Raw genomic sequence first — 25457 nt, forward strand, 5'->3', positions numbered from 1 at the left:
TCATACAGGCTTGCGTAAAAAGGTGCTGATCCGCTTGAAAATATCACGAATTTCTTCAATGTGCAGCGGAAATTGAAAGACGCCATGAACCATTCCTCCGTATCGCTTCATTTCCACAGGCACCCCGCTCTCCTTCATCCGTTCAGCATATGCTTCACCTTCATCCCGAAGCGGGTCATACTCCATCGTCAAAACCAGTGAGTCTGGCAAGTTATCAAGCCGCTCCGCCTGCATCGGAGACACATACGGATCAGCGGCTGAGGTTCCTGATGGGACGTATGCTTGGTTAAAAAAGTTCATGTCATCGATGGATAGTAAATAACCCGTGGCATTTTCTTTACGTGACGGATAATACGCTTCATTGGTATCGGTCACGGGATAGATCAACAGTTGTTTAGCTATGCGCGGCCCTCCCTCGTCACGAGCTTTCAGGGCTACGACCGCTGCTAAATTGCCGCCAGCACTATCACCTCCGACAAACAACCGGGCAGCATCACCATTGAGTTCAGTGACGTGTGCTTCTGTCCACTCAACTGCTGCATAGCAATCCTCAAGCGCAGCTGGATAAGGATGTTCTGGTGCTAAACGGTAATCTACTGAAAGCACTTTGCATCCGCTGTCATGGGCTATTCTTCGACAGACTATGTCGTGTGTGTCTAAATTACCCAACACAAATCCGCCGCCATGAAAGAAGACAAGCAAGGAAAATGGCCTCTCTCCCTCGGGTGTATAAATACGGATAGGGACCTCCCCCTCCGGCCCAGGAATGAAGCGGTTCTCTATATATTTGATGTCTGGTTTAGGCTGAGGGATAGCGGTCGCCTCATTCATGCCTTGACGCATGCGCTCAACATCCCAGCCTTTGCCGCCCCACCCCATTACTTTTTGAAGTCTGCGTAAAGTCAACCTAATGACGGGATGAACTGACACTTTCTACTCCTCCTATTTTCTGAAATAATTCTGGTCATTCGGTATCTAGATTTTACCATATATGTTCGTGGATTATGATACAGCTATAAAAAATTTACAATTGCGCGAAATTTTTGACATATGATTGAAACTGTACCAATGATTGTGTTATAATTGCTGACGCAAGTGAATCATGGGAACGACCTCCATTCTATTCTGGCGTCTATTTATCCGATAGGCAACCCTGATTGGAATCTGAAGGTGTTTCCCTGGAGAGTGAAAAATCATGTATTCGAAGGAAACGTGCTATGTTGTAGGCGAATCAAAATCCCCTGGCAATAATCCAATCACGAAAAAATACGACACGTTCTTTATCGGCTTTGTCGTGGATACTACTGACCATCGCATTGTCGATGCAGAGTGTACCGCTATGATGGGGATCACCGTTTTATTCGTAAGGAGCCTTTTTGTGGGGCGTAGTATCATGGATTACGAAGGAGCGGCACAGGAAGTGAACGCTCGCTACTTTGGTTCATCCCAGAAAGCGTTAATTGTAGCTTTTAAACAAGCGCATTCGAAATATAAAGATACAAGGCACACATAATTGAGCTGCTTTATCTAACTAAACGTGGATAAAACCCAGCTGACAGGTCATTCATTTCCCTGTCAGCTGGGTTTTTTATATTAAAAAATAAAGGAGGACTTTAACAATGATCGAAGGAGGCTTTTTGTATCTTGGTGTCATTATCGGGATGGCAGGCATTATCGCCTGGCTTGAAAAGCAATCGACAAGTAAATTTTTCAAGTTCGTCCCTGGCATCGTGCTTATTTATTTTGGAGGTGCCTTATTAAAGACCACAGGCATCATTGGCTCGACCGAAGCGGTTGATGCTACATATGGCAACGTTCGTGATGCCTTATTACCGATGCTGATCTTATTAATGCTATTAAATTGTGATTTAAGAAAACTGAAAAAACTAGGACCGAAGATGCTCATAGGCTATGTGATTGCCTCATTCAGTATCGTCCTTGGCTTTGCTATTACCTTCTTACTGTTCCAATCTCTCTATGCCCCGGAAACGTGGCAGGCATTCGGAGCATTAGCAGGAAGCTGGACTGGCGGGTCTGCCAATATGGTCATCATTCAAGGTGTGCTTGATGTCCCAGAAAATATTTTCGGGTATGCCTTGATCATGGACACCGTCAACTACTCGACTTGGGTCATGATCATGTTCTGGCTCGTTCCGTTCTCAGCTGCCTTTAATAGATGGGCGAAAGCAGACACCTCTCACCTTGATGAAGTCAGTGCTGATTTAAAAAATGAAATGGAAGAAAAAGATCAACAATCCATATCTTTTGTTCATTTGATGGGCTTAATTTCAATCGCCATTTTTGTTTCAGCATTCTCAGCGGAAATTGCTAGTCTGCTTCCACAGTTTGGTGAAATCGTAAATGCTACAACGTGGACGATTTTCATCGTGTCCATTGTCGGAGTTCTGCTCGCGATGACGAAAGTGTCAATGATCCCTGGCTCTATGGATGTTGCCAATGTCCTACTCTATATTGTCATCGCCCTCATTGCATCACGGGCTGACTTTTCTCAGTTGCTTCAGGCTCCCATCTACATCATTTCCGGTTTCGTCATCCTGGCCATTCACGCGCTGATTCTTATGCTGGCAGCAAAACTGTTCAAAATGGATCTCTTCACGCTTGGTGTGTCCAGTCTGGCCAATATCGGCGGTATGGCAACAGCGCCCCTCTTGGCCGGTGCTTATCATCGCTCTCTCATACCGATTGGCGTACTGATGGGTCTCGCTGGATCATTCCTAGGAACCTACTACGGACTGTTAACAGCCAAATTACTATCATTCTTGTAGCTGAAAAGGAGTACATGTCGTGCAAATAATCGATATCCAATGTGAGCAACGTACCATTCAATTGCAGCAACCCTTTAAGACGGCTCTTAGACAGGTGACTGAAATCGAAGTGGTTGATGTAACGATTTCATTAGAAAACGGCATAACCGGAAAAGGGTCAGCCTCAGCAACGTGGCAAATTACCGGCGAGTCTTTAGAAGGGATCCGGGCAGCGATCAGTGGTCCGATCAAGCGCGCATTACAGCACAAAAATATTCTCGATCTTGCTGCTCTGCTTACTGTACTCAAAACAAGCTGCCAGGCGAATTCAAGCGCAAAAGCAGCTGTAGATATGGCACTCCATGATGCATATTGCCGCTATTTCAACTTGCCCTTGTACACTTTTTTTGGCGGGCGGACTGAATCACTTGAAACAGATATGACTGTTAGTATCGATGAACCTGAGATTATGTACCATCAAGCAAAAAAACGTGTGGATGACGGTTACAGCACCTTAAAACTGAAGGTCGGCAATGATGAAAAACTTGACTTGAAGCGAATTGAGCAAGTACGTGAAGCAGTTGGTTCAAATGTGCTGCTGCGTCTGGATGCTAACCAAGGTTGGACCCGTAAACAAGCGGTCAAGATGATTAATTTACTGGAGAAAGAATCCCTGGGAATTGAGCTTGTGGAGCAGCCCGTTCCTGCTCGTGATATTGAAGGTTTGAAATTCGTAACGGATCATGTCGCAACACCGATAATGGCTGATGAGAGCGTCTTTTCCCCTCGTGATGCCTTTCAACTTCTTGAGACAAGGGCGGCTGATCTCCTCAACATAAAATTGATGAAAACCGGGGGGCTGCATGGAGCCAGGCAAATAGCTGATATGAGCGAAGCCGCCGGAATCAAATGCATGATCGGCAGCATGATGGAATCACGTATTTCAGTCACGGCAGCTGCACATCTTGCGTTCGCCCATTCAAACATTACTCTTTATGACCTCGATGCTCCTTTGTGGATGATAGATGAAGAATTGAAAGGGGGAATGCGATTCGATGGAAAAAATGTGCTGTTAGCCGAAGGTCCCGGACTAGGATTCAATTAACTATTTATGGAGGTGCATGCGTTGAATAAGAAACGCACATTAGGATTAAGTTCTGTTATCGCTCTTACCCTTACGATCAGTTTATTTGTTCCTTCTGCCGCAGATGCTAAAGAAAATAAGAAACCTGCAAATGAAGATACCGCTTATGTTGATGTCTCTGTGGCAACGCTTTGGTCCGAACCGAACATCACACGTTCCATTGATGAACCTTCTGTTGGAAATCCCGTTGATATGTGGGAATGGACGAGGAGTATGTCGCTTGATCAGAAACTCTGGCTCGTAGGGAATCTCCAGACCCAGGCCTTATTCGGACAAGAGGTGACGATTTTAGAAGAAGATGGGGATTGGGCTAAAGTCGCTGTCCATGGCCAGCCTACTCCGAAAAATGAGTTAGGCTACCCTGCCTGGATGCCGAAAGAACAACTTTCGGACAGGCGCTATTTCAAACACATGAAAGAACACAAGTCATTTGCCCTCGTTAAAGAACAAACCACATGGCTTTATGAAAACATGAGGCAAAACGAACGCTACAAAGAAGTCAGCTTTAACACGCGTCTTCCGGTTATCGCTAACGTAGGGAATGCAGTGCTTGTGGCCACCCCCAGCGATGGGATGAAATGGCTCTCGTCTGACGCCGTCTCTATCTATGACTCAAACGATGATATTCCTGAACCGGACGGCGAAGACCTTGAGAAGACCGGAAAACAATTCCTTGGCTTGCCTTACCTTTGGGCAGGGGCTTCTGGATTTGGGTTTGACTGCTCAGGTTTCACCCATACGATCCATAAAGCCCATGGCATCACGATACCGCGTGACTCTTCTGTTCAGGCTGAAAACGGTGAGCCTGTAGCAAAAGAAAACTTGAAAAAAGGCGATCTCCTGTTTTTCGCCTATGATGAAGGCGAAGGATCAGTCCATCACGTCGGCATGTATATTGGAAATGGAGAAATGATTCATGCTCCGAATTCCGAGAGCACGGTCGAAATCATCGACGTCTTCGAATCCGATTATTATTCGTCTGAATACGCAGGAGCACGACGCTATATTGATTAACCTCCTCGCCCGCTGAGATCCCATCTCAGCGGGTTTTATAATGGAGTAACAACTTTCGCGTATGATTAATTCAAGCATCTGCTCATAAAAACGTAAAAAAAGTCGGTTTTCAGCATGTTTTGGCTGGATACAAACGCTTATATCGGTTAATATGGGAGGGAGCCTGTTCTTATACAGGTACTTATTCAAATGTACACTTACTTGTCGATACAGCTGACATGCAGCTGGACGTTACCCATAAAAGATATGCAAATAAGCAGGAGGGGTTCCTTGTTAGAATATAAGATCCACAGCAATGTTGCCAGCAACGACCATCTCATTCTCATCCATGGAATGGGAGGAAATTCTAACATCTTCTACAGGCAAATAAAGGACTATTCCAAACATTTTAATGTGATTACCTTGCATCTCCCCGGCCATGGTAACTCCCCGAGTTTGGAAAGTTACACAGACGGGTTTTCCTACACGGTGGTAGCACAGGAAATTGTAAAAACAATGGACCATTTAAATATTGAACGTGCTCACTTTTTAGGAGTCTCACTTGGGACAGTCATCCTTCATCACTTATTGAAAGAACGGCCGGAGCGCGTACAAAGTGTTATATTGGCCGCCACCATTACACGGTTTACGTTCATCTCCAAATTTTTATTTCAAATTGGAAAAATGATCAAATCCATTACGCCACACACATGGATTTATAAGCTTTTTGCTCATATTATTATGCCAAAACCTAATCATAAAAAATCACGGGACATTTTTATCCGTGAAGCTCAAAAGATGCGCCGAGAAGATTTTATCGGCTGGTTTAAAACCTTTGGTAAAGTTAAAACGAGTTATGATGAAGTGATCAAGCATGCAAAAGATATCCCTAAATTATATATTTCCGGACGGGAAGATCACTTGTTCCTCAATTCTGTTAAAGAGGATATAAAAAAAGATAAAAACGCGGTCATGCGTATAATAGAAAAATGCGGCCATGTTTGTAATATTGAAGGATATCAGAAATTTAATGATATTACACTCGATTTTTTTAAAACGCACAGCAGAAAAATCGAACAAATTTCGTAACCACAGGCGCACATGAACGAACAGCGGGAGTGAACACATTGAACATTTTTTTAACGGGAGCCACCGGATTTCTCGGCGGCAAGTTAATGAAAAATTTGCTCACGGGAACAGAGCATGAACTAATTGTCCTTGTCCGAAATGTGGAAAAGGCAGAAGCTTTAATTCAAACGTTTCCCCAAGAGCAGCAAAGCAGAATCAAACTTGTTTCAGGAAATATTACCGAACCCCATTTTGGTTTGTCCGATGATTGCGTCAAGCAATTGACCAATCAGGTTGATACGTTTTATCACGCCGCGGCGCTGGTTAAATTCGATGCTGACTTACGGGATGAACTGTTTGCCATTAATTACGAAGGCACCAGACATGCGCTTGATTTAGCAAAAGCCTTGAATGTCAACACGTTTTTTTACGTCAGTACCGCATACACGGTAGGAAAACACCAGCACGGTGTGGAAGCTCTCTACCCATTGGACAACGCTTACCACAATCCTTACGAAGAAAGCAAAGTAGCCTCGGAACATCTTGTTTTCGCTTATGGGAATGACATGGATGTCTCAATATTCCGCCCCTCGATCATCGTTGGAGATTCTAAAACCGGCGAAGCAGATTCCGAATTCACATTGTACGGCTTTATGCGAGCCCTTGATATCTTCAAGCGGCGAACAGCGAAAAAAGATGATGCTCATACAACCTATCGTGTCGTTGCAAATCGAGAAGGGACATCGAATTTTGTCCCTGTCGATTACGTAGCAGATATCCTCAGTCTGGCGCTGACAAAAGCAGAGCCGAACAAAATTTATAATATCATCAACCCTGATCCTCCTAATAACATTGATATCTTAAACTTGTTCAAGCAAGCTCTCCACTTTGAGCGCCTGTCCATCGTAGAGGACACCCAGAATTATGAATTGAGTGCAGAGGAAGAGAAGCTTAACAATATGATTGTCCCTTTTAAAGTATACTTGGCTGGCAGCATTCAGTTTGAAGATTCTAATACGCAAGAATTGATACGTGACTCAGACATCAACCATTTAAATTTAACCCATGAAACCGTTCGAATGATAATAAACGAATACTTTTCTGCGTAATATATAGAGAAGTGGTTTCACTTCATAAGGAACCCTCCCATTTACAGCCTGAGGTATCGTTAAATCCTCAGGCTCTTATTTATTGTCTGGATTTCCATTTTTGTTATATCATGATAGTATTAAATTGAAGCTAACTTGGAAAAGGAGTGAGCACACATGTACGAAGCCATTAATACGAATCAGGCACCAGAAGCGATCGGCCCCTACTCTCAGGCAGTAGGTTTAGGAAATCTCATCTACATCTCGGGCCAAATTCCACTTAATCCATCTACCATGAAGTTCGAATCCGCTAATGTGGAGGAACAGACCAAGCAAGTGATGAATAATATCGGTGCCATTTTAAGTGAAGCCGGGCTGACCTATAAACATATAGTGAAAACGAACATTTACCTGGACTCCATGGACGATTTCGCCACGGTAAATGATGTATATGCCAGCTACTTAAGCGAGCCCTACCCTGCGCGGGCTGCTATTGAAGTCAGCAAGCTTCCAAAAGACGCCAAAGTCGAGATTGAAGCAGTAGCCGTCAAATCTTAGTCTGCAAACGTGGAATCAGTCACACTATGTATGTGAAAACAACCGCTTGGATTATTAACATCCAAGCGGTTTGTTTATGCCCTTGTAGCAGAATCTGCTTGCAGTTAAGTTCGCCGCGTTATGCGTCATGTTGGCAAGATTTGTAGGCAAGTTCGCGATTTTATGATCGACTTCAGCTCATTTGCAAGCAACTTTCAGCTCTTTCCAAGCAACTTGCTCAAATCGAGCCCAAAAAGAGGGCGAATCATATCGCGATTCGCCCCCTTTATCAGTTATCCCCATTATATATCGCGTCGCAACGCTTGCAGCACATCGATACGCGTGGCTTTTCGAGCTGGCTTCAATCCAGATAACATAGCTACCCCGATGCTCAGCAAAACACACAGCAGCGCGAGGTACCCTGGAATATAAGACAGTTGAATCGCTCGGTCCAGCGTTTCACCAAATACTTGCTGGATGATAAGCGGAAAAGCCTGGTTGACGATGGCGCTGATGACATAAGCCGCCGCTACGCCCACTATTGCCCCGATCAGGCCGATATACCCACTCTCTAATAAAAAGATACTGCGGATCATGCGCGGATGGCCGCCGATCGCTTTCATCACCCCAATATCCTGCGTCCGCTCTGTAACGGCCATGGACATCGTGTTATATATGCCGATTGAGGCAATCAACAAAGCAATGATGCCCACAAATACGAGACCCGTTTTGACTACGGCGAAAACCAAATTGATTTGATCTAATTCTTCTGTAACGGAATAGATCATGTAACCATCGTTTTTCAATTCAGCCGAAATGTCCTTGACTTCTTCCATGGTGCTCGCAATGACTTTGACTTCCTGAAAAACCTCGCCTTGATCATTTGTTTTTACTTTCTCTACTTGTTCTTCTGTCATTTCTGGCGCCAACGTCTGCCCCAACGGTGTCCCCGTAAATGCCTCAATCTGAGAAAGGACCGCTTGCGAGATAAAGATGCTTTTATCTTGCTGCCAGTCGCGAGCAGGCTCCTCCATTATGCCGCTTACTTCAAGCGCGATCGTTTTCTCTTGGAGTTCCCCATCCTCGTACTGTTGCACCTTATAGTGAAGTTCTTCGCCAATCACGTCCCGGGAGCCTTCATAGGCGTACTTTTCTTTTATTTCCCCATCTTGATTATAAAGCTGCTCATCAGGGATGGGCTCACCGGTTTCGGGCGATTCATGTAAGGCTTCTACCATATCAGAACCGATGATAATTTCATTGTCGGCTTCAGGCATGCGCCCCTCATCGAGTGTTAAACCGGATTCTACTTCCGATGGAAAATGGACTGCCTGTACGCCTAAATCAGCCACATGATCGTTATATTCAATAAACCCATCATTTCGGACAATCTGTTTTCGGGATACAGCCCGAACATCTTCGTACTGTTCTAATTTTTCGATGTCTTGTGCAGTAATCCCTCGAGGCGCCCCTTCTTCAACTTGTTCTTTTCCATTCACCGAAATTTCAGTGACTGTACGATCCTGCATGATGTCATTGACAATAAAGCGTTGCGCTCCAAATCCCACCGAAGCCAATACAATCAGAAACGCACACCCCATGGCTGTGGCCAGTATCGTCATAAAAACACGGGACTTATTCTTCTTCATATTTTGACGAATGAACCCTAAGCGGTCTTTAAACCTCATGAGATGCCTCCTCTTCTCCATTAACAATGTGGCCGTCCTCTAGATGAATCGTACGGTCAGCAATTGAAGCCACGACTTCATCATGTGTAATGATGACAAACGTGATGTTCTCTTCCTGATTAAGCTGTTTTATGAACGTCAGTAATTCCTGCTCCGTTTCCATATCCAGGCTCCCCGTAGGTTCGTCTGCCAAAATAATAGGGGGATTCATAATAAGAGCACGTGCTACCGAAACGCGCTGCTGCTGACCACCGGACAACTCAGACGGATAATGGGCTTCATAACCGTGTAAATTTACACGCTGAAACATAGCTTCGACAGCTTGCTGACGCTCTTTCTCAGCCATCCCATTCATGACCAATGGCAACTCCACATTTTGATAGGCGGTCATACTGGGAATCAGTTGAAAGCTTTGAAAAATAAACCCAAGATGTGCCGCGCGGAAATCTGCCCACTGCGCTTCAGAAAAATGCGTGACTTCTTCTCCTTTTATGCTGACTTCCCCGCTCGTCGGTTTAATATAGCCGCTCAGCAAATTCAACAGCGTCGATTTCCCTGAACCGCTGCGTCCTACGACCGACACAATTTCCCCTTCATCGATGGTGAGATTAATCTGCTTAAGTACGGGCACCTCCTGTCGTTTATTTTTCTTACCAATAAAAAATGAATGATTCAACTGATTAACTTCAATCATCAGGACCCCTCCTTGTTTCGATTCCACCTTATAGACGACACGCAACCAGATACCCCTTCGCTAAACGTGAATATTTTTCACCTTTCTTTCACGACGCCTAACGTCTAAAAGAACGAGCACCCTCATATATAAGTCTGTGGTCTTACATAAGTTACATCTCCAGATCAATCCAAAACTTAAGGTTAACATTTATGATAGAAAATAGAATGACTTGTAAAAGAATTGCTATAAATTAATTCTATCGAAACCTTTACGTTTGCATAGTCGTACATACAAAGGTGGTGAAACCAGAACGTTCATAAGTATTATTTTTTGAATATGGGGGGATTTAAATGGGTTGGTTACGTTTTATCGTAAGAAGAAAAATTTTAGTGGGTTTAATGGTCATGCTCATCGTGATCTTAGGAAGTTACGGACTTTTGAAGTTAGATAAAGAGCTGATGCCGCCTGTACAAATGGACGGTGCTTACGCCTCCATCCAAGCCGGTGAAATGCCGGCCATTGAAGTGGAACGACAGATTACAGCGCCTATTGAAAACAAGCTCCAAGGGATTGAAGGCGTGGAAGACATTAACACGACCACCACTGTCGGGCACAGCTCATTTCAATTAACATTTGCAAGTGGTGAAGGAGACGATGTGTTTCCTGAAGTGGAGTCCATCATCAATTCCTCTTCATCTGAAATCGAAGCGATCGATCATATCGAAGCAGGCCAATACGGTACAACGCAAAGCTATGAATTTTTCATGGACGTCTCCGGCGGTGATATGGACCACATGACTGCTTTTGCTAAAGATGTACTAGAGCCTCGGTTGGAAGGTTTGCCAGAAGTCCGAGATGTTCAGGTTGACGGCGCGCTTGAACATGAGGTCGCGATAGAATTCGATCGAGATGAATTAGCAGATCGCAACCTGGACGCTAATCAGGTGATTGCCGCGATTCAAGAGCAAAACACAGAAGCGACGCTCGGGGAATTAAGCGATGATCAAGCATCTCCTTCCCTTCGTTGGAACACACCATTCAACGATGTCGCGGATATCAAAGCGATGGCCATTCCAACCGCAAATGGTTTTGTAGACTTGAATGACATTGCCGACGTGACCCTTCAGCCGTTAGAAAATTCCTCTTATGTGTGGAAAAATGGAACGAAGGATTTCATGTTCATCCAGGTGGGGCGCGTGTCGGACGCTACCCAAATTGAAATGGCTGAGTCGGTACGAGCGGAAGTGCAAGCCATCCGTGATGAAGGATTAGTCGATAACTTTGAATTAAATGAAATGGTGGCTCAAGCCGACTATGTCGAACAATCCGTAAATAGCGTCACTAAAAACATCATTATCGGCGGGATCATAGCTGTCATCATCCTCCTGTTGTTTTTACGCAACCTGCGGGCTACATTTATTATCGGACTCGCCATCCCAACATCGATATTGCTCACCTTTGCTTCAATGTGGTTATTCGATTACAGCTTCAATATGTTAACACTCATCGGACTGGGCCTCGGCATCGGGATGATGGTAGATTCATCTATCGTCATATTGGAATCCATTTATCGAAAGCGCGAGCAAGGCTTGGCAAAATTCAATGCAGTTATGGAAGGCACCAGAGAAGTTATGACCGCAGTCATTGCCTCCATGCTCACCACGATTGTCGTGTTTCTCCCAATCGGTCTGCTTGGCGGGGAGACAGCCGACTTCATGATTATGCTCTCTGTGGTCGTGGCCATTACACTCATCAGTTCTGTTATCGTGTCCTTTACGTTGATTCCAACACTAGCTGAACGAATTCTAAAGTATCGCGAGCCGAAAAAAGCCAAACGCGAGGGGGCAATCTTACGAAAATACAGCAGTCTCATCGCTTGGACGGTTAGGAAGAAGCGCCACAGTCTTGCTGTCATTACGATTTTTTTCCTCATGTTCGCGGGCTCATTAACGTTGATTAACAAAATTCCCATGACTATCATGCCTGATGTTTTTAACCGCTATGCTGAAGTGATGGTTGATTTAGAAACAGGCGTATCGACTGAGGATAAAGAAGCTGCTGTAGAAGCGATCACTGAATCTCTTGAAGATATTCAGGATGTGGAATCGAGCTACGTTATCGATGATGGCAGTATGTTCTACACATTGATCAATATGACAAAAGAGGACGACATAACGCGAGAACAAGATGACATCAATGATGACATCTTCACTTCTCTTCGTGATCTTCAGGATTCTCACCCAATCACAAGTGTGCAAAGTGTCATGTCGGGCGGCGGGGGGAACCCCGTTCAAGTAACCCTTTCGGGGGAAAACTTCGAGGAACTTCAATCGCTTTCCGATGCGTTCACCGACGAACTTAATGAGGTGGAAGGCATCGTAGGTGTTAACAATTCAATCGAACGCACCTCGATCGAACAAGAAATTTCGTTAAACGAAGGTAACATCGAAGAAGCTGGACTCTCGCAAACACAAATAAGGCAATTTATTGCGCAAGCCTTTCTGAATCAGCCACTAGGTAACATGGTTGAAGGAGACAATGTGCCCCTTTCGGTCAGATGGGAGGAAAAAACGGCAACGCGAGATGATTTGATGGACTTAACCATTCCGACTGCAGAGGGTGAGCAGCCACTATCGGATTTCATAGAGCTCACTGAAGTCGATATACCAAATGAAATTACCCGAACCGATGGCGAACGCTTTGTCACGATTTCCGCTGATATTGAAGAACGGGATCTCGGAACCATCAACCGGGATGTCCAAACGGTAATTGACGATTTCGAAACGCCGACAGGTTATGAATTATCGGTCTCTGGCGATCTTGAACAACAGCAGGAACTGATCCAAGACATGCTCATGATTCTGGGGATAGCGATCTTCCTGGTTTATCTCGTCATGGCCGTCCAATTTAATCATTTGGCTCATCCTTTGATCGTAATGTCTGTCATCCCGATGACCATTGTCGGTGTACTGCTCGGGTTGTTCATCACCCAGAGAGAATTGAGCGTCATGTCAGCGATGGGGATTGTGATGCTGATAGGTATTGTGTTAAATAACGCCATACTGTTCATAGATCGGACCAATCAACTTCGTAAAGAAAACTATTCCATAGAAGGCGCCTTGATTGAAGCCGGTAAAAACCGGATCCGTCCGATATTTATGACCAGTCTGACAACAGCAGGCGGAATGCTGCCGCTAGCCCTTGCGACAGGTTCAACAGGAAGTTACCAGGCACCGATGGCGACCGTCATCATATCAGGTTTGTTATTTGCAACGGTCATTACCTTGCTTCTCATTCCAGCTGTCTATCGCTTATTCTCTAAAGCGAACTTCAAATTTTGGACGTATCGAAAAAAACGACGTTCAAAACACAGCGAAAACGAAGAAACGGAAGCCACAGGATAAACTGCTCATTAAAAACCTCCCTGATCCGAATGAGTCGGATTAGGGAGGTTATTTTTTTTTGAAGTATTTACAGGGCTTTGACTAACCCACCATCAACAACGAAAGCTTGCCCGGTCATGTACGTATTGCTCCCTGAAGCAAGGAAAACGAGTGTTTTGGCAAATTCGGCCGGTTCACCATAACGTCCGATTGGAATCGCTTGTTCAGCCTTCTCTCTCACCTGCTCTGTGGAGAGATTCATCTTCTCAGCCTGAGATGCATCAAGCTGAGCAACCCGGTCAGTTGCAATCTTACCCGGTCCGACTGTGTTAATCAAAATATTGTAGGGAGCTAATTCCTGGGAAAGACTTTTGGCCAACCCGACTATACCTGCGCGATACGTGTTCGATAAAATCAAATTGTCCAATGTCTGCTGAATCGAAGACGACGCGATGTTCACGATCTTCCCTTCCTTCTGTGCTTTCATGTAAGGCAGAACAGCTCTAATTGCCCGGATGAAACTCAATAAGTTGAGTTCAAAAGCCTGTTGCCAATCTTCGTCAGTAAAATCCTCAAATGTCCCAGCCGGCGGACCGCCTGCATTGTTAATCAAAACATCAACCTTCCCGTTCCAATCCACTGCTTTTTGGACAAGGCTGTTGATGCGCTCAGGCTTAGTGATATCACATACGTGGTAATCCACTTGCTTATTGCCAGTCATGTGAATAATCTCTGAGGCCGTCTGTTTCAGCTCTGCTTCATCTCGACTAGAAATTAAAACATGAGCTCCTTCACGTGCAAATTCTGCAGCCGTCGCTTTTCCAAGGCCTTTACTCGAGGCCATGACAATCACCGATTTGCCCTTAAGTTGAACGTCCATTTACCTCATCCCTTCCTTCTGCTTGTAAGTGATCTATTAAATGAAAAAGTGTATCAAACATCTCAGGAAGCCAACTTTCCGCAGCGGGAATGTACTGACGCCCTTCTTTGATAAGCCAGTCGACTGCCTGAATATGCCAGCAAATCCCTCCCATTACTAAGTGCCACTGCATGTGTTTGCCTTTGAATGAGCAGCCCTCCCTCTCGTTTAAATAAGCATCCAGTAAAACAGCTATGTCTGCCGAAGGGTGATGATGTTGATATTCGTTTACCAAGCAATATAAATCCCCCATATGCGGAGCCACGTATGCATTAGCCCAATCAATGGCGCAGATCTGTTCACCTCGCACGACTAAATTCTTAGCATGGAAGTCGCTGTGCACAATATTCATTGGACTATTCCGGAACAGAATCGCCAACTCAAAAGAAAAAATAGAGCAGGCTTCATCCCATTTACGACCCACAGCTTGCAATATCCCCCGCAACGCCCGTAAAAACCACTCTTCGGATAAAACAAACTGCCTTTTGACACGCGACTGCCGGAGCGTTTTAGTTGCCTGATTTCTAATGCGGGCCAATCCCTTTGCGGCGGTTATAAAATGATGAGCTTCTGGAACAGTTTCCAGATCAACACCTTTTAAATCCTCCAGCACTAAAAGACTGGCATGTTTGTCTTGAAAATGGTGAATAAGGCGGGGAGCATGGATATTAAACGGCGCTAAAATTTCCAGATAAACCGCAAGCTCCCTGCTCATTGCTCCACGGCCACATTTCACAATAACGGAGCGGCCCTCAGCAAAACTGACGCGCCACACTTCTGACAATGACCATTTACGTAACAGCTCCCAATCCTCCGCGTCCCCCAGCATCGGGACGTGCTGCAGGCGGCTTTGCCAATTCAAAGGGTCGTTCTTCATATTGGCATCACCTCCTTCAATCTGTCATTTAAGCGACTGTAATAACCACTCTATCCATTTGTCTTTTGTTGCCTGCCTCAAGTGTTTTCCGTGCCCCGCTCCTTCTTCACATATAAAACGAACTTGATCTGAGTCAAATGCTGTCAGTTTATTATAATAATGTTGGGTGTGGTAAATTCGAATACTCGTATCCTCCGTTCCATGGATGAACAACAACCGCTTATCTCTTAAGTCATGTAAACGTTTAGATGGAGCGAGCGGATGAGTTTCTTCAAGATAAGACTGCCATTCGGTTTCGTCTAAATGCCGGAACACATTTTCATGGGCGCGCTTTAAGTAAGGATAAAGTGTCGTTAAATCATCTTCCGGCAACGCACGATATGTATTTTGTCGGCTTGGTTCCAACAAAGGACAGAAAGCAATAGCAGCATCAGCAAGCGATGAAGCAGCGAGTGCAGACACAGCAATCCCCCCGCCATAGCTGTTTCCAATTAACACCAAATGTTGCACCGACCACGTAACCTCTGTTTCGGTATTTAGATTCATAGCACGGCCACGATCGAGGAGCTCCAAGCCTAATCGTGCGCCTTCAACAGATGTAGCAGGTCCGAATGAGCCATAGCTTTGCCAGCTCCCCGGATAGCGCGGTTGAAAAACAGTAAACCCTGCCTCTGATAGAGGGAGCCCCATATCTTCAGCTGTCGGTTTGTTCGGGAGCCCCGGCAGCCATACGATTCCAATTCCGTTGTGATGCGCTTGTTCAGGGAGATATAATTCCCCGAGAATGTCCTGATGTCGAACAAAAGCCATCATTCCAATCATCTCCTTGTTGATTTATTGACGCGGGCCCCATAACATGACAGACACGCCGATGATACAGATGACAGCCCCGACCCAATCGTACAAATCGGGGGTTTTCTTATCGACTAACCAGCCCCACAATACGGCCAGCACAATAAAAACACCACCATAAGCAGCATAGACCCTGCCAAACGACGGAAACACCTGCAGGGTGGCGATTACCCCGTATAAAACGAGAGCCATACCGCCCAAAAGCCCCACGTATATAGACGCGCCATCGCGGAGCCATAACCAGATGAGGTAGCCTCCCCCAATTTCAGCTAAGCCTGCTAGAACAAATAGCATGATAGCGTATAACATCAAAACCCACTTCCTTCATCACAAGACTCAATGCAAACTCGAAGCCTATCACTCGTCCCACATCATGATTCAGGTACATAGTCATTCCGACCAGCCCCTAATCCGGCGATCACCAGCAGCGTAACTATGGCAAATAGAATGAGCACTGCTGGCGTCCAGCTTTGCAGTTGATCGTAAAGAAACCCGATAGAAATCGGACCGATTGCAGCAAGAAAATAACCAACTGATTGAGCCATACCTGATAGATTCGAAGCTTGAGTAGCCGTTGATGCGCGAAGGCTAAGCAGCGTAAGGGCTAGACTAATAGATGACCCTTGGGCGAGCCCTATTAAAGCGATACTGATCACCAACATTAGAAAATTACCTCCGATAAGCAGCCCCATTAAACCGGTTAGATACATGATACCTATACCCGCTACCATTCCGCGTTGATGTGGGAGCTTCCCGGCGAGAAGCGGGCTGAGAAATGTGCCGGGCAATCCCGCTACTTGCATTCCTGAGAGCATTAGCCCGGCTGTGGCAGGCTCCATTCCACGACTCTGAAGGATTTCAGGCAGCCAGGACACCATCGTATAAAACAAGAAAGATTGCAGCCCCATGAATAATGTGACTTGCCAGGCCAAAGGAGAGCGCCAAAGGGGATTATTTTTCGGATCCAACTTCGGCAGTCTAATTGAACTCTTTTTAATCCGCGCCTGAGGTAACCAAACCACAAAGGCGATTAAAGCTAATATACTCCAGATAGCCATGGATCCCTGCCAGCCAGATTGAAAATTTTGCGCCAGCGGAACACTAACAGCTGAACCAATCGCCGCCCAACCACTCATGCAAATAGAATAAATCCCTGTCATCAAGCCCACTTTCAAAGGAAAATTCTTTTTTACAATACCCGGCAAGAGGACATTCCCGATGGCGATTCCAATACCAATTAAAATGGTGCCAAAAAACAACGTGAAGGTCATTTCTACCGAACGAACAAGAATGCCCGTCCCAATCGCTGTCACGCCGATTAAAATCGCAAACCCATTTCCAAACCGCATCGCAATCCGTGGCGCGAGAGCCGACAAAAGAGCAAAAGCCAGCAATGGAAGCGTGGTCAACAAGCCCGCCATTCCATTAGAAATACCAAGATCATCCCGTATTACTCCAATTAAGGGACCAACTGCTGTTATAGACGGCCTTAAGTTAAAAGCCACCAATATAATGCCCATAATCAACAATGTATGTTTCACAGCGGGTTTATGTATAAATCGATCATGTCTACTCGCAGCGTTTCCAAAAGAAAACATAAAACCGAACTTCCTTTCCCTATTCTAAATCTTATCGTAACCCATATTGGATAGGTCGTCACATTTTATGTTCAAATCACTAACAGCCATATGTTTAACAGCTTTTTCTTGGAAAATCAATTCTATATCCCACATAAGAGCTAACTATCTCCAGCGCATCTGTATTTACTAATAGAATCAATTCGTTGCCCAACTACTCAATCAGGAGTTCCCACGGAAAGCGATTATTTCCTCGGACCCCCCTCAGACATAATGGAAACAGCCCGAATACCTCTAACAAATACCATCAATAAAAAACCTTCAATATCCGTCATTTTATACATCGGTGATATATTAAAGGTCTTTTTAAATGCAAAAAATATGTTGCCATTTTATACATGGTTTAATTGCCAAATACATTTCTGGTTAAAGAAGGCTCTTTTTAAGGTCCAAAATGTCTGTAATGTCACACTCTAGTACTTCGCATATTTTGGCAAGATTTTTGAGAAGCAATCGTTTCGTTACTGAAGACGAAAATTACATCTCAATAAGATATTCACGCCAAATATGAAGATATAAGGAGGACGTTTCAGCGTGTTTACTTATCACTACTCAATGGTTAATTGGTTAAGGCTAAGTATGATGCTTGTATGTGTTGGGTTGTTCTTGATTTTCTTTTTTCCTTTAGCTTCTTTTCCTTCCAATTTATTTTCGTTTATTTGGGCATTCGTTGGTATAGTTGGAGCCAGTGATTTTGTTTATAGAATTAAACATGATGAACTGAGAATCAAAATTCGAACTCTGCTTGTTGGGGTGTTAATTGGATCAGTTTTAATACATTTTAGCTGGTTAGATATCAATCCTTCTATAAGTGAGTTAGGTGTTGTTCTGTCTCCTTTATTTTTATTTGGGGATATTTTCACATTGAATAGGAATTAAACTCTAAGATGCCCTAATCACCCCGCAGGAAAAACAGTATTTGGAGGAAACTCAGCCGCGCCCATGAAAAGCGACGTGTTTTGACGGAGCCGTCCTGGAACACCTTTCTTAAACACAAAAATGCCGAACAATTCGGCATTTTTGTGTTTAATTCAGTTTTGCCCCGGCCCCTTAATCTTTGTAATCATGTAGTTCACCTAATCCACCACAATATAAGCAATCATCGGCCCATTTGACTCGATGTTGGCATGGGTGGTACAGATTAATCGATAGATGCCCTCTTTCTTAAATTTTAAGTCGATCAAGGTCTCTTCACCTTGCTTAACGACACCTTTCACATCTGTCCCTTCAATAACGAAAGGGTGCTCTTTGCCGTTAACACCAAAGATGCTTAATGTGAACGGCTCGTCCTTCTCCACAAAAATGGTGCCGGGATCCCAGCGATATGCTTCGATTTCTTTGCCATCTGCCGTCTTTGCTTTGAATTCGCCTGTCACAAGGTTAATGACACGATCCCCCGGTTTAGCCGTTTCAGAAAAGGTCGTAACCGGCTTGTCGCCCCCTCCTCCCCATATAAAGAATGCTGCAATTCCTATAAGTAATGTCCCAAACGCTACAAGAAGCTTCCGCCGCGACCAATAGAATATCCTCATGTTACTCTCCCTTCCGTTTTGTTACATAAAGTATATGCAACGAAACCAGGAGAACTTGTCTACTTTCTTAACCCTCTACGGGAAAATAACAAAAAACAAAGGAACGACGTGAGTCATTCCTTTGCTTTGATTGTACTTGTTATTATTTAATCTACTATAAACCCATGTTTGAAAGGATCATTAGGATCGATTAATATATTTTGAAACCCTGTAATAAATGCGGAACCAGTAATTTCAGTAACAACCGCATCCTTATCACCAAGTTTAGTATGTTCAATTGCTTTACCTTTGAATATACCTCCTACAAAACCTTCGCAATAAATCTCTTCACCCAAATCAAGTTCATTCCTTCCAATTTTTCTTGCCACCATCGCAGTAGTACCAGTCCCTCCTGGGGAACGGTCTGCTTGGCGATCACTGAAAACATGTACATTTTTATAAGTTGCTTCTGGTAAGGTTGGTTTTCCGTAAAATGTAACGATATCGACTTTATTAATATATGGTTTTGTAGGATGGCTCACTGATATCTCTTCATTAACCAAGTCCTTAATAATTTTAGCCCACCTTTTTAACTTTGAACCATTGGTAACATGGATTTGTTCACCTAATTGATCAATATCAACCCAGGCAAAATAATTCCCCCCAAAACTGATGTCTACAGTAATTTTACCCAATTCCTTATCTTCGATTATTACGTCTTTACGTTCAAGAAACCCTGGTACATTTTTAAAGCTTACCGCTTCTACGCGATTGTTCTTTACTTTCACTGTTGGATACACCAGTCCTGCAGGCGTCTCCAATACTAATTCGGTTTCAGGAGCAGTGACTTCCACTAAGCCAGTTTCAACTATGGCTGTTGCCACTCCGATGGTAGCATGGCCGCACATATTTAAGAAATTCGTGTTATCCATATAGATGACGCCAAAGTCTACCCCCTCGGTTACGGGAGGAAGTAAAACAGCTCCGAACATATCCCTGTGACCACGCGGCTCCTGTATTAGCGCATTACGGAACCATTCATAATTTTCAGCCATATAATCTCTTTGCTCTGCAACAGTTGTTCCTTTAAGTTTCATTAATCCCCCATTTATTATTCTGGTAGGTTCTCCGAATGTATGGGTTTCAATTGTTTGTATAACGTTTGAAAAGTTCATATATAACATCTCCTTATGCTTAGCTATTGAATTAATAAATTAGGAATATATAGCATTACTCCAGGGAAATAAATCATCCCCATTAACGCGCAGAACAAGACTAATATAAACCATATGTTGTATCGACTTACTTGAAGCATACTCACCTTGGCAATGGCAGTGGTAATATATAAACCACTAGCTACAGGAGGAGTTTGCTGACCTATTGCCCACACGATGATGACGACCATTGCAAACTGTAGCGGATCAATAGCTGTTGCTTGTACTAATGGCAAGAACAATGGGACTATAACGAGCACCATTACAGTACCGTCAAATATAAACCCGCCAATGAAGAGAATCAAACTTGCAATCAACATCAAAATAATCGGACTTTCGGAATTTTGCATCAGTGGGGCTAGCATTTGTTGGCCTATACCTAATGCTGAAAATGAATACCCTAAAATTTTGGCCGTAGCAACAATGAACATGACAAGAGCAGTATTGATGACACTTTCATTCAGGGCGTCTATAAAACCTTTCCAGGTTAACTCTTTATAAATAACCCCTGCTATTATCCCGCACAACACTGCTATGGCAGCGGATTCGGTAGGAGTAGCAAAGCCACTCATAATACCACCTAATATCGCAACCGGTACTAAAAACGCCGGCAATGCGCCAATGAACGTTTTGAAAAAAAGATTAAAAGTAAAAGGTTGTTCAGTGTATGAGTAATTCTTTCTGATTGAGATAATATAAACCACAATCATATAACCAATGGCAATAGCGATACCTATAGGAACACCTGTAAGAAATAGGTTAGCAACTGACAGTCCTGATATTGACCCGTAAAGAATCATTGGAACACTCGGCGGTATGACAATCCCTAATGAGGAGCCAGCTGAGGTTATTGCAGCTGAAAAACTTGCTGAATACCCTTTTTCCTTCATGGCAGGGATCATAATTTGCCCTACAGCAGCTGAAGCGCCCGCGGCTGTTCCTGTTATAGCCCCAAAAAATACGGAGGCCATAACATTAACCATTCCTAGTCCACCTCTAACCATACCAATGATCGAGAGGGCGAAATTGATTAACCGTTTTGATATTCCCCCATGATTCATCAAAGAGCCTGCTAACATAAATAAGGGTATCGCCAACAAAGGAAAACTGTTCGTGCCTAAGTACAATTGCTGTAAAACGAGACCAAGTGATATGTCAGCATTAACTACAAGGAACAATAATGCTGTGACTCCCAATGTAAATGCAATGGGGACGCCGATAGCCAGCAATGCTAAGATGACGATTAACATTAAGACTGGGAGCATTTTTCTTCATCCTCCTCCCGATGACTATATCCTGAGGAGATATGGCCTAATATTTGAAAAGTGAATTCAATGAACATTAACATACAGCTTATCCAAATAATGAGGTAGGGCACCCACATAGGAAGTCCGGTTACAGGCATGGTCAAACTACCCACATTTTGAATAAATGAAAATCCCCAAAAACAGGTAGCACCAAGAAAAACTAATACAACTGACTTAGATGTAACAAGAATAAAAGGCTTCAAACGCTCAGGAACTTTACTCTGGAGAAAGTCCATTTTCAAATGACTCTCTTCCACTGTGCATTGATAAGCTCCAAAAAACGTAATCCATATCATTGTTACAAGAGATAATTCTTCTGGCCATGATAAAGGAGTATCTAAGAATTTCCTGGTGATAACTTGCAGAAGTAGAATAATAAACATTGTAAACATCATTGTTATGTTGAGATACTTTATAGAATAAAAAGTAAATAATCTGATTTTTTTCATCGCGTATCAACCTTTATTCATTTTGATTTATTTCTTGAATCATTGTTTCGGCATCGTCCCCCAATTCTTCCACAACCATGTCCCATACTGGTTTCGTCTTTTCTTGAAATGGCTTCACCTCGTCAATCTCAGATACTTGCATGCCTTTTTCTTCTAATGATTTTATTAATTTTTCATCTTGTTTTTTGTTAAGTTCCCTATTTAAATCTCTGCCCGCTTCTGCTGCTTCAATAATGATCTGCTGATTCTCCTCAGATAAGCCTTCCCACGTATCATTATTTATAAAAAGTGTAGCTGGTGAATAAACGTGGTTGGTAATCGTTAAATAATCTTGAACATCATAAAAAGAAGCGCTTTCTATAACGGATAATGGATTTTCTTGTCCATCAATCGTTCCCTGCTGCAGAGCCGTAAATACTTCTGACCATGACATCGGTAATGGACTTGCTCCTAATTCCTTAAAAGTTTCTAAACGGACGTCACTTTCTGGGACACGTATCTTCAAACCTTCAAAATCTTCTGGTGACTCAATCGGACGCGTGTTATTCGTCACCTGTCTGAAGCCATCCTCCCAGTATGCTAAGTGTTTAAGGTTTTGTTCTTCCAATTTACTCCCCACTTTGTCCCCTATAGAACCGTCGAGTACTTCCCAGGCATGTTCACGGCTTTCAAAGATGTATGGAAGTGAAAAAATATTCATGTATGGATTGAGCTGAGCCATAGGTGTAGAAGAGATTCCTATATCGATTGTGCCTACTTTAGCACTTTCTTGGATTTCTCTCCCTGAACCCCCTAATTGCCCATTGCCGTGCAATTCAATCTTTATGGCCCCGTCAGTTTTTTCTTCAACGATCTCTTTGAATTTATCAGCTCCATGCCCCCATGGGTGATCTTCTGGCAATTCATAAGCAAAACTCAAGGTAACAGAATCTGAATTATTAGATGCATTACCTTCGCCTCCAGAAGAACAACCTGCTAGTACAAGAAATAGCGCCAATAAAGTCGATAAAGTTATTACAATACGCTTGTTCACCTTCATACCGTAGTTCTCCCCTTCCCCAAAATTTAAATTAGTCATGATTGTGAATTGACCTCTTCATGTCTTCGTAGATAACGTCTTCATACTCTGAAATACCTTTCAGGTGCTTATATGCAAGCTCTTCTACTTTTTCTTTGTCTCTTTCCATTAAGGCATGTAGGATCGCTCTATGTTCATTTATAGATCTTTCAGCCAACTCTTCCCTTGCCATAAAGGAGTAACGGAAGGACACTACATAATCGTGCATGTTCTCTAATATTTTGATAATGCGTTGTAAATTGGAAGCCTTCGTGATGGTTTGATGGAACTCATCATTGACCTTTACTAACTCTTCTACATTTCTTAATTCTGATGCTTTGACTGACTTATCAACCAAAGACTCCAGATACTTTAAGTCTTCATTTGAAAGATTATTAACAGCATAACGTGCCGCTAATGGCTCAAGTTGAGAGCGGATTAAATGTATTTCTTTAATTGATTCATGGGTTACGCCAACAACTTGACAGTGCCTTCGGGGAAATATGGCAACCAGTCCTTCCAGCTCCAATTTGTGAAGGGCTTCCCTAATAGGTGTTCTGCTCACACCTAATTCTGCCGCCAGTTCAGACTCGATTAATTTTTCCCCAGGCTCTAAATTCTGATTCAATATTTCTTTGCGAATATGCTCGAAAACACTTTCCCGAATGGATAAACTATTAATTTTGCTCACTGCTACCCCACCTCCCATTTTTATTGACATACTGTATCCCAGTTCTTAGTTTAAGGGATACTGTATCCCAGTTCAATTATTTTTCACAAAATTTCTACAATTAAATATTTCCATTTGCCTACTTTTGGCATAGAATGCACTAACACACTTCATGCAATCTCTTATACATGGAGATTAAGATCGGAGGCTAATATGTACCACTTACCTTATAACAGGAGGCAGAGTCCTGAACCAGCCAACGGGAACACCTACATTTCTGCATTTGCTCAAGGGGATGTGAATGGGGACGGGGTGCCTGACCTCGTTTATTTAGTCGGACAGAAACCTTATGGTACCGAAAGTCCATATATCGATCATATTACTTTGATTATCCAAGACGGGCGGACAAATCTTTTTTATAGCGTTCCTTTAAAGTCAAATGGCGGATACGACCCTCAATTATTTCTTGGGGACTTTACGGGCGATCGCGTAGACGATATTTTAATCAGCATTAACTCAGGCGGGAGCGGTGGATTCGGTTTTTACTATGTGTATTCATTTTTAAATAATCAACCCGCCCTTCTGTTCGATTACGAAGTATTCAATGATACCTATCAATACTCGGTCACGTATCTCCCTAATTACCGGGTTAAAATCGTCAGCGAAACACTAGACAAAGTGTTTATTATCGACATTAGTACAAGAGGGGAAGCATATTTATCGGAAATTTATAACCCGAATGGCACACTGAAACAACCGATTGAAGGCTGGGTTTCTGTGCTGAACGTGCTTTATCCCATCGATTTTCAGGGGGACGGCATTTACGAGCTATATGCCATTCAGCCAATAGCGGGGCAATACAGTGCTGATCAGCTTGGCTTGGTCCAAACGACACTCAGCTGGAATCATCAACAGTTTGACGTTGTGAATGATAACCAGTATGTAGCTGTGCTCGGAGCTGACCCTTCAGCATAAATTTTTCACCTCTATAGACATCACTCTCACAAGGCACCCCTCCGAACATATTATGATCAAAGGGGGGGGTGCTTCTTTACGATGTATGGCAAAAATGAACACAACAGAAGACGAAAAAATGGCTCACAGCCCCGTCCTCCCAAAGATTTTTCCATTCATGATTTATTCAACGGAAAAAATCTGGACATCGTTGCTGCTGCTTTATTACTTACGGGCAAATTAAAAGTAGATTCTGTGGAATTGTATCGCGGCTCCCCCGTTGTGCAAGTCACATTGTTAGGTAAATTCTTAACGCAGGAAAAAAATAAAAGCAATGCTTTAGCTGAATTTCTGGATGAAAACGGTGATCTAACCATTGATGATATATTCGAAGCCTTTCAGCAAAGATTGGATAAAGGAGACAATTAGATGAGCAGACAACAAAATGATGACTATTATGGCTTCGATGGTGATGGGTTTATTAGCAGTATCTTGTTGGTCGTTTTTCTTTTTTTACTTATATTTGGATCTGTCAACTTAAGTGAGATCACCAATTCCCCATACCCATCGTAATCTCCTTTTGAATTTCCAGCCTCTATCTGTACCATAATTCAGAACTGAGTCAAAATTTCTACTTTTTGTAATCATATTTAATTTATGGGTTTGAC

Annotated in this window: 27 protein-coding genes; 12 read left to right on the forward strand and 15 right to left on the reverse strand. The window is 43.4% G+C overall.

The window, feature by feature from the left end; all coding sequences use genetic code 11:
- Complete coding sequence (locus HOP45_RS04915) at positions 1–930, reverse strand: alpha/beta hydrolase (RefSeq protein WP_181347813.1); 930 nt, start codon at positions 928–930, stop codon at positions 1–3.
- Positions 931–1195: 265 nt separating this feature from the next.
- Between HOP45_RS04915 and HOP45_RS04920 the strand changes: the two genes are divergently transcribed.
- From HOP45_RS04920 to HOP45_RS04950, 7 genes are all read left to right on the forward strand, one after another.
- Positions 1196–1513 carry a DUF3870 domain-containing protein gene (locus HOP45_RS04920; protein ID WP_181347814.1) on the forward strand — a complete coding sequence of 106 codons (318 nt, stop codon included), beginning with the start codon at positions 1196–1198 and terminating at the stop codon, positions 1511–1513.
- A 106-nt stretch (positions 1514–1619) separates the two neighbouring features.
- The gene (locus HOP45_RS04925) at positions 1620–2786 is read left to right on the forward strand and encodes a DUF819 family protein (protein ID WP_181347815.1); all 1167 of its coding nucleotides are present in this window, start codon (positions 1620–1622) and stop codon (positions 2784–2786) included.
- A gap of 19 nt (positions 2787–2805) precedes the next feature.
- Positions 2806–3870 carry a dipeptide epimerase gene (locus HOP45_RS20955; protein WP_181347816.1) on the forward strand — a complete coding sequence of 355 codons (1065 nt, stop codon included), beginning with the start codon at positions 2806–2808 and terminating at the stop codon, positions 3868–3870.
- A 21-nt stretch (positions 3871–3891) separates the two neighbouring features.
- Positions 3892–4923, forward strand: coding sequence for a C40 family peptidase (locus tag HOP45_RS04935; RefSeq protein WP_255437494.1), 1032 nt, complete (start codon positions 3892–3894; stop codon positions 4921–4923).
- Positions 4924–5193: 270 nt separating this feature from the next.
- Positions 5194–5991, forward strand: a complete 798-nt coding sequence (locus HOP45_RS04940; protein ID WP_255437495.1) for an alpha/beta fold hydrolase — start codon at positions 5194–5196, stop codon at positions 5989–5991.
- A gap of 38 nt (positions 5992–6029) precedes the next feature.
- Complete coding sequence (locus HOP45_RS04945) at positions 6030–7079, forward strand: SDR family oxidoreductase (RefSeq protein ID WP_181347818.1); 1050 nt, start codon at positions 6030–6032, stop codon at positions 7077–7079.
- 156 nt (positions 7080–7235) lie between these two features.
- Positions 7236–7616 carry a RidA family protein gene (locus HOP45_RS04950; protein WP_181347819.1) on the forward strand — a complete coding sequence of 127 codons (381 nt, stop codon included), beginning with the start codon at positions 7236–7238 and terminating at the stop codon, positions 7614–7616.
- Between the two features lie 281 nt (positions 7617–7897).
- On the opposite strand, the gene HOP45_RS04955 is transcribed toward HOP45_RS04950, so the two are convergent.
- On the reverse strand, positions 7898–9283 hold the full coding sequence (locus tag HOP45_RS04955; RefSeq protein WP_181347820.1) for an ABC transporter permease: 1386 nt from the start codon (positions 9281–9283) through the stop codon (positions 7898–7900).
- Positions 9273–9977 carry an ABC transporter ATP-binding protein gene (locus HOP45_RS04960; protein ID WP_181347821.1) on the reverse strand — a complete coding sequence of 235 codons (705 nt, stop codon included), beginning with the start codon at positions 9975–9977 and terminating at the stop codon, positions 9273–9275. Before HOP45_RS04960 ends, HOP45_RS04955 begins: the two co-directional genes overlap by 11 nt.
- A gap of 332 nt (positions 9978–10309) precedes the next feature.
- Between HOP45_RS04960 and HOP45_RS04965 the strand changes: the two genes are divergently transcribed.
- On the forward strand, positions 10310–13363 hold the full coding sequence (locus HOP45_RS04965) for an efflux RND transporter permease subunit (RefSeq protein ID WP_181347822.1): 3054 nt from the start codon (positions 10310–10312) through the stop codon (positions 13361–13363).
- Positions 13364–13430: 67 nt separating this feature from the next.
- Here the strand turns inward: HOP45_RS04965 and HOP45_RS04970 are convergent, their stop codons facing one another.
- From HOP45_RS04970 to HOP45_RS04995, 6 genes are all read right to left on the reverse strand, one after another.
- Positions 13431–14222: an SDR family oxidoreductase gene (locus HOP45_RS04970; protein WP_181347823.1), complete on the reverse strand. Its 792-nt coding sequence runs from the start codon at positions 14220–14222 to the stop codon at positions 13431–13433.
- On the reverse strand, positions 14206–15138 hold the full coding sequence (locus HOP45_RS04975; RefSeq protein ID WP_181347824.1) for a phosphotransferase: 933 nt from the start codon (positions 15136–15138) through the stop codon (positions 14206–14208). Before HOP45_RS04975 ends, HOP45_RS04970 begins: the two co-directional genes overlap by 17 nt.
- A 24-nt stretch (positions 15139–15162) precedes the next feature.
- Complete coding sequence (locus HOP45_RS04980) at positions 15163–15951, reverse strand: alpha/beta hydrolase family protein (RefSeq protein ID WP_181347825.1); 789 nt, start codon at positions 15949–15951, stop codon at positions 15163–15165.
- Between the two features lie 21 nt (positions 15952–15972).
- Positions 15973–16299, reverse strand: a complete 327-nt coding sequence (locus HOP45_RS04985; protein WP_181347826.1) for a YnfA family protein — start codon at positions 16297–16299, stop codon at positions 15973–15975.
- 62 nt (positions 16300–16361) lie between these two features.
- On the reverse strand, positions 16362–17588 hold the full coding sequence (locus tag HOP45_RS04990; RefSeq protein ID WP_181347827.1) for a CynX/NimT family MFS transporter: 1227 nt from the start codon (positions 17586–17588) through the stop codon (positions 16362–16364).
- 405 nt (positions 17589–17993) lie between these two features.
- Positions 17994–18080, reverse strand: coding sequence for a helix-turn-helix domain-containing protein (locus tag HOP45_RS04995; RefSeq protein ID WP_181348156.1), 87 nt, complete (start codon positions 18078–18080; stop codon positions 17994–17996).
- Between the two features lie 81 nt (positions 18081–18161).
- Here HOP45_RS04995 and HOP45_RS05000 point away from each other — a divergent pair, with 81 nt between their 5' ends.
- Positions 18162–18506: a hypothetical protein gene (locus tag HOP45_RS05000; protein WP_181347828.1), complete on the forward strand. Its 345-nt coding sequence runs from the start codon at positions 18162–18164 to the stop codon at positions 18504–18506.
- Between the two features lie 197 nt (positions 18507–18703).
- On the opposite strand, the gene HOP45_RS05005 is transcribed toward HOP45_RS05000, so the two are convergent.
- From HOP45_RS05005 to HOP45_RS05030, 6 genes are all read right to left on the reverse strand, one after another.
- Positions 18704–19159 carry a cupredoxin domain-containing protein gene (locus HOP45_RS05005; protein WP_181347829.1) on the reverse strand — a complete coding sequence of 152 codons (456 nt, stop codon included), beginning with the start codon at positions 19157–19159 and terminating at the stop codon, positions 18704–18706.
- Between the two features lie 146 nt (positions 19160–19305).
- Positions 19306–20313, reverse strand: a complete 1008-nt coding sequence (locus tag HOP45_RS05010; protein ID WP_181347830.1) for a proline racemase family protein — start codon at positions 20311–20313, stop codon at positions 19306–19308.
- 23 nt (positions 20314–20336) lie between these two features.
- The gene (locus HOP45_RS05015) at positions 20337–21617 is read right to left on the reverse strand and encodes a TRAP transporter large permease (RefSeq protein WP_181347831.1); all 1281 of its coding nucleotides are present in this window, start codon (positions 21615–21617) and stop codon (positions 20337–20339) included.
- Complete coding sequence (locus HOP45_RS05020) at positions 21602–22108, reverse strand: TRAP transporter small permease (protein ID WP_181347832.1); 507 nt, start codon at positions 22106–22108, stop codon at positions 21602–21604. Before HOP45_RS05020 ends, HOP45_RS05015 begins: the two co-directional genes overlap by 16 nt.
- Before the next feature lie 13 nt (positions 22109–22121).
- Positions 22122–23147, reverse strand: coding sequence for a TRAP transporter substrate-binding protein (locus tag HOP45_RS05025; protein WP_181347833.1), 1026 nt, complete (start codon positions 23145–23147; stop codon positions 22122–22124).
- Positions 23148–23178: 31 nt separating this feature from the next.
- The gene (locus HOP45_RS05030) at positions 23179–23856 is read right to left on the reverse strand and encodes a GntR family transcriptional regulator (protein ID WP_181347834.1); all 678 of its coding nucleotides are present in this window, start codon (positions 23854–23856) and stop codon (positions 23179–23181) included.
- Between the two features lie 192 nt (positions 23857–24048).
- Between HOP45_RS05030 and HOP45_RS05035 the strand changes: the two genes are divergently transcribed.
- The 3 genes from HOP45_RS05035 to HOP45_RS05045 all read left to right on the forward strand — a co-directional run bounded on the left by HOP45_RS05035 (position 24049) and on the right by HOP45_RS05045 (position 25362).
- Positions 24049–24810, forward strand: a complete 762-nt coding sequence (locus HOP45_RS05035; RefSeq protein ID WP_181347835.1) for a VCBS repeat-containing protein — start codon at positions 24049–24051, stop codon at positions 24808–24810.
- 81 nt (positions 24811–24891) lie between these two features.
- A complete protein-coding gene (locus tag HOP45_RS05040; protein WP_219914489.1) occupies positions 24892–25218 on the forward strand; it encodes a hypothetical protein in 327 nt (108 codons plus the stop codon).
- The gene (locus HOP45_RS05045) at positions 25219–25362 is read left to right on the forward strand and encodes a hypothetical protein (protein WP_181347836.1); all 144 of its coding nucleotides are present in this window, start codon (positions 25219–25221) and stop codon (positions 25360–25362) included.
- Positions 25363–25457 lie beyond the last annotated feature (95 nt).

Origin of the sequence: Thalassobacillus sp. CUG 92003 (assembly GCF_013618635.1) — a bacterium.
Lineage (GTDB): Bacteria > Bacillota > Bacilli > Bacillales > Halobacillaceae > CUG-92003.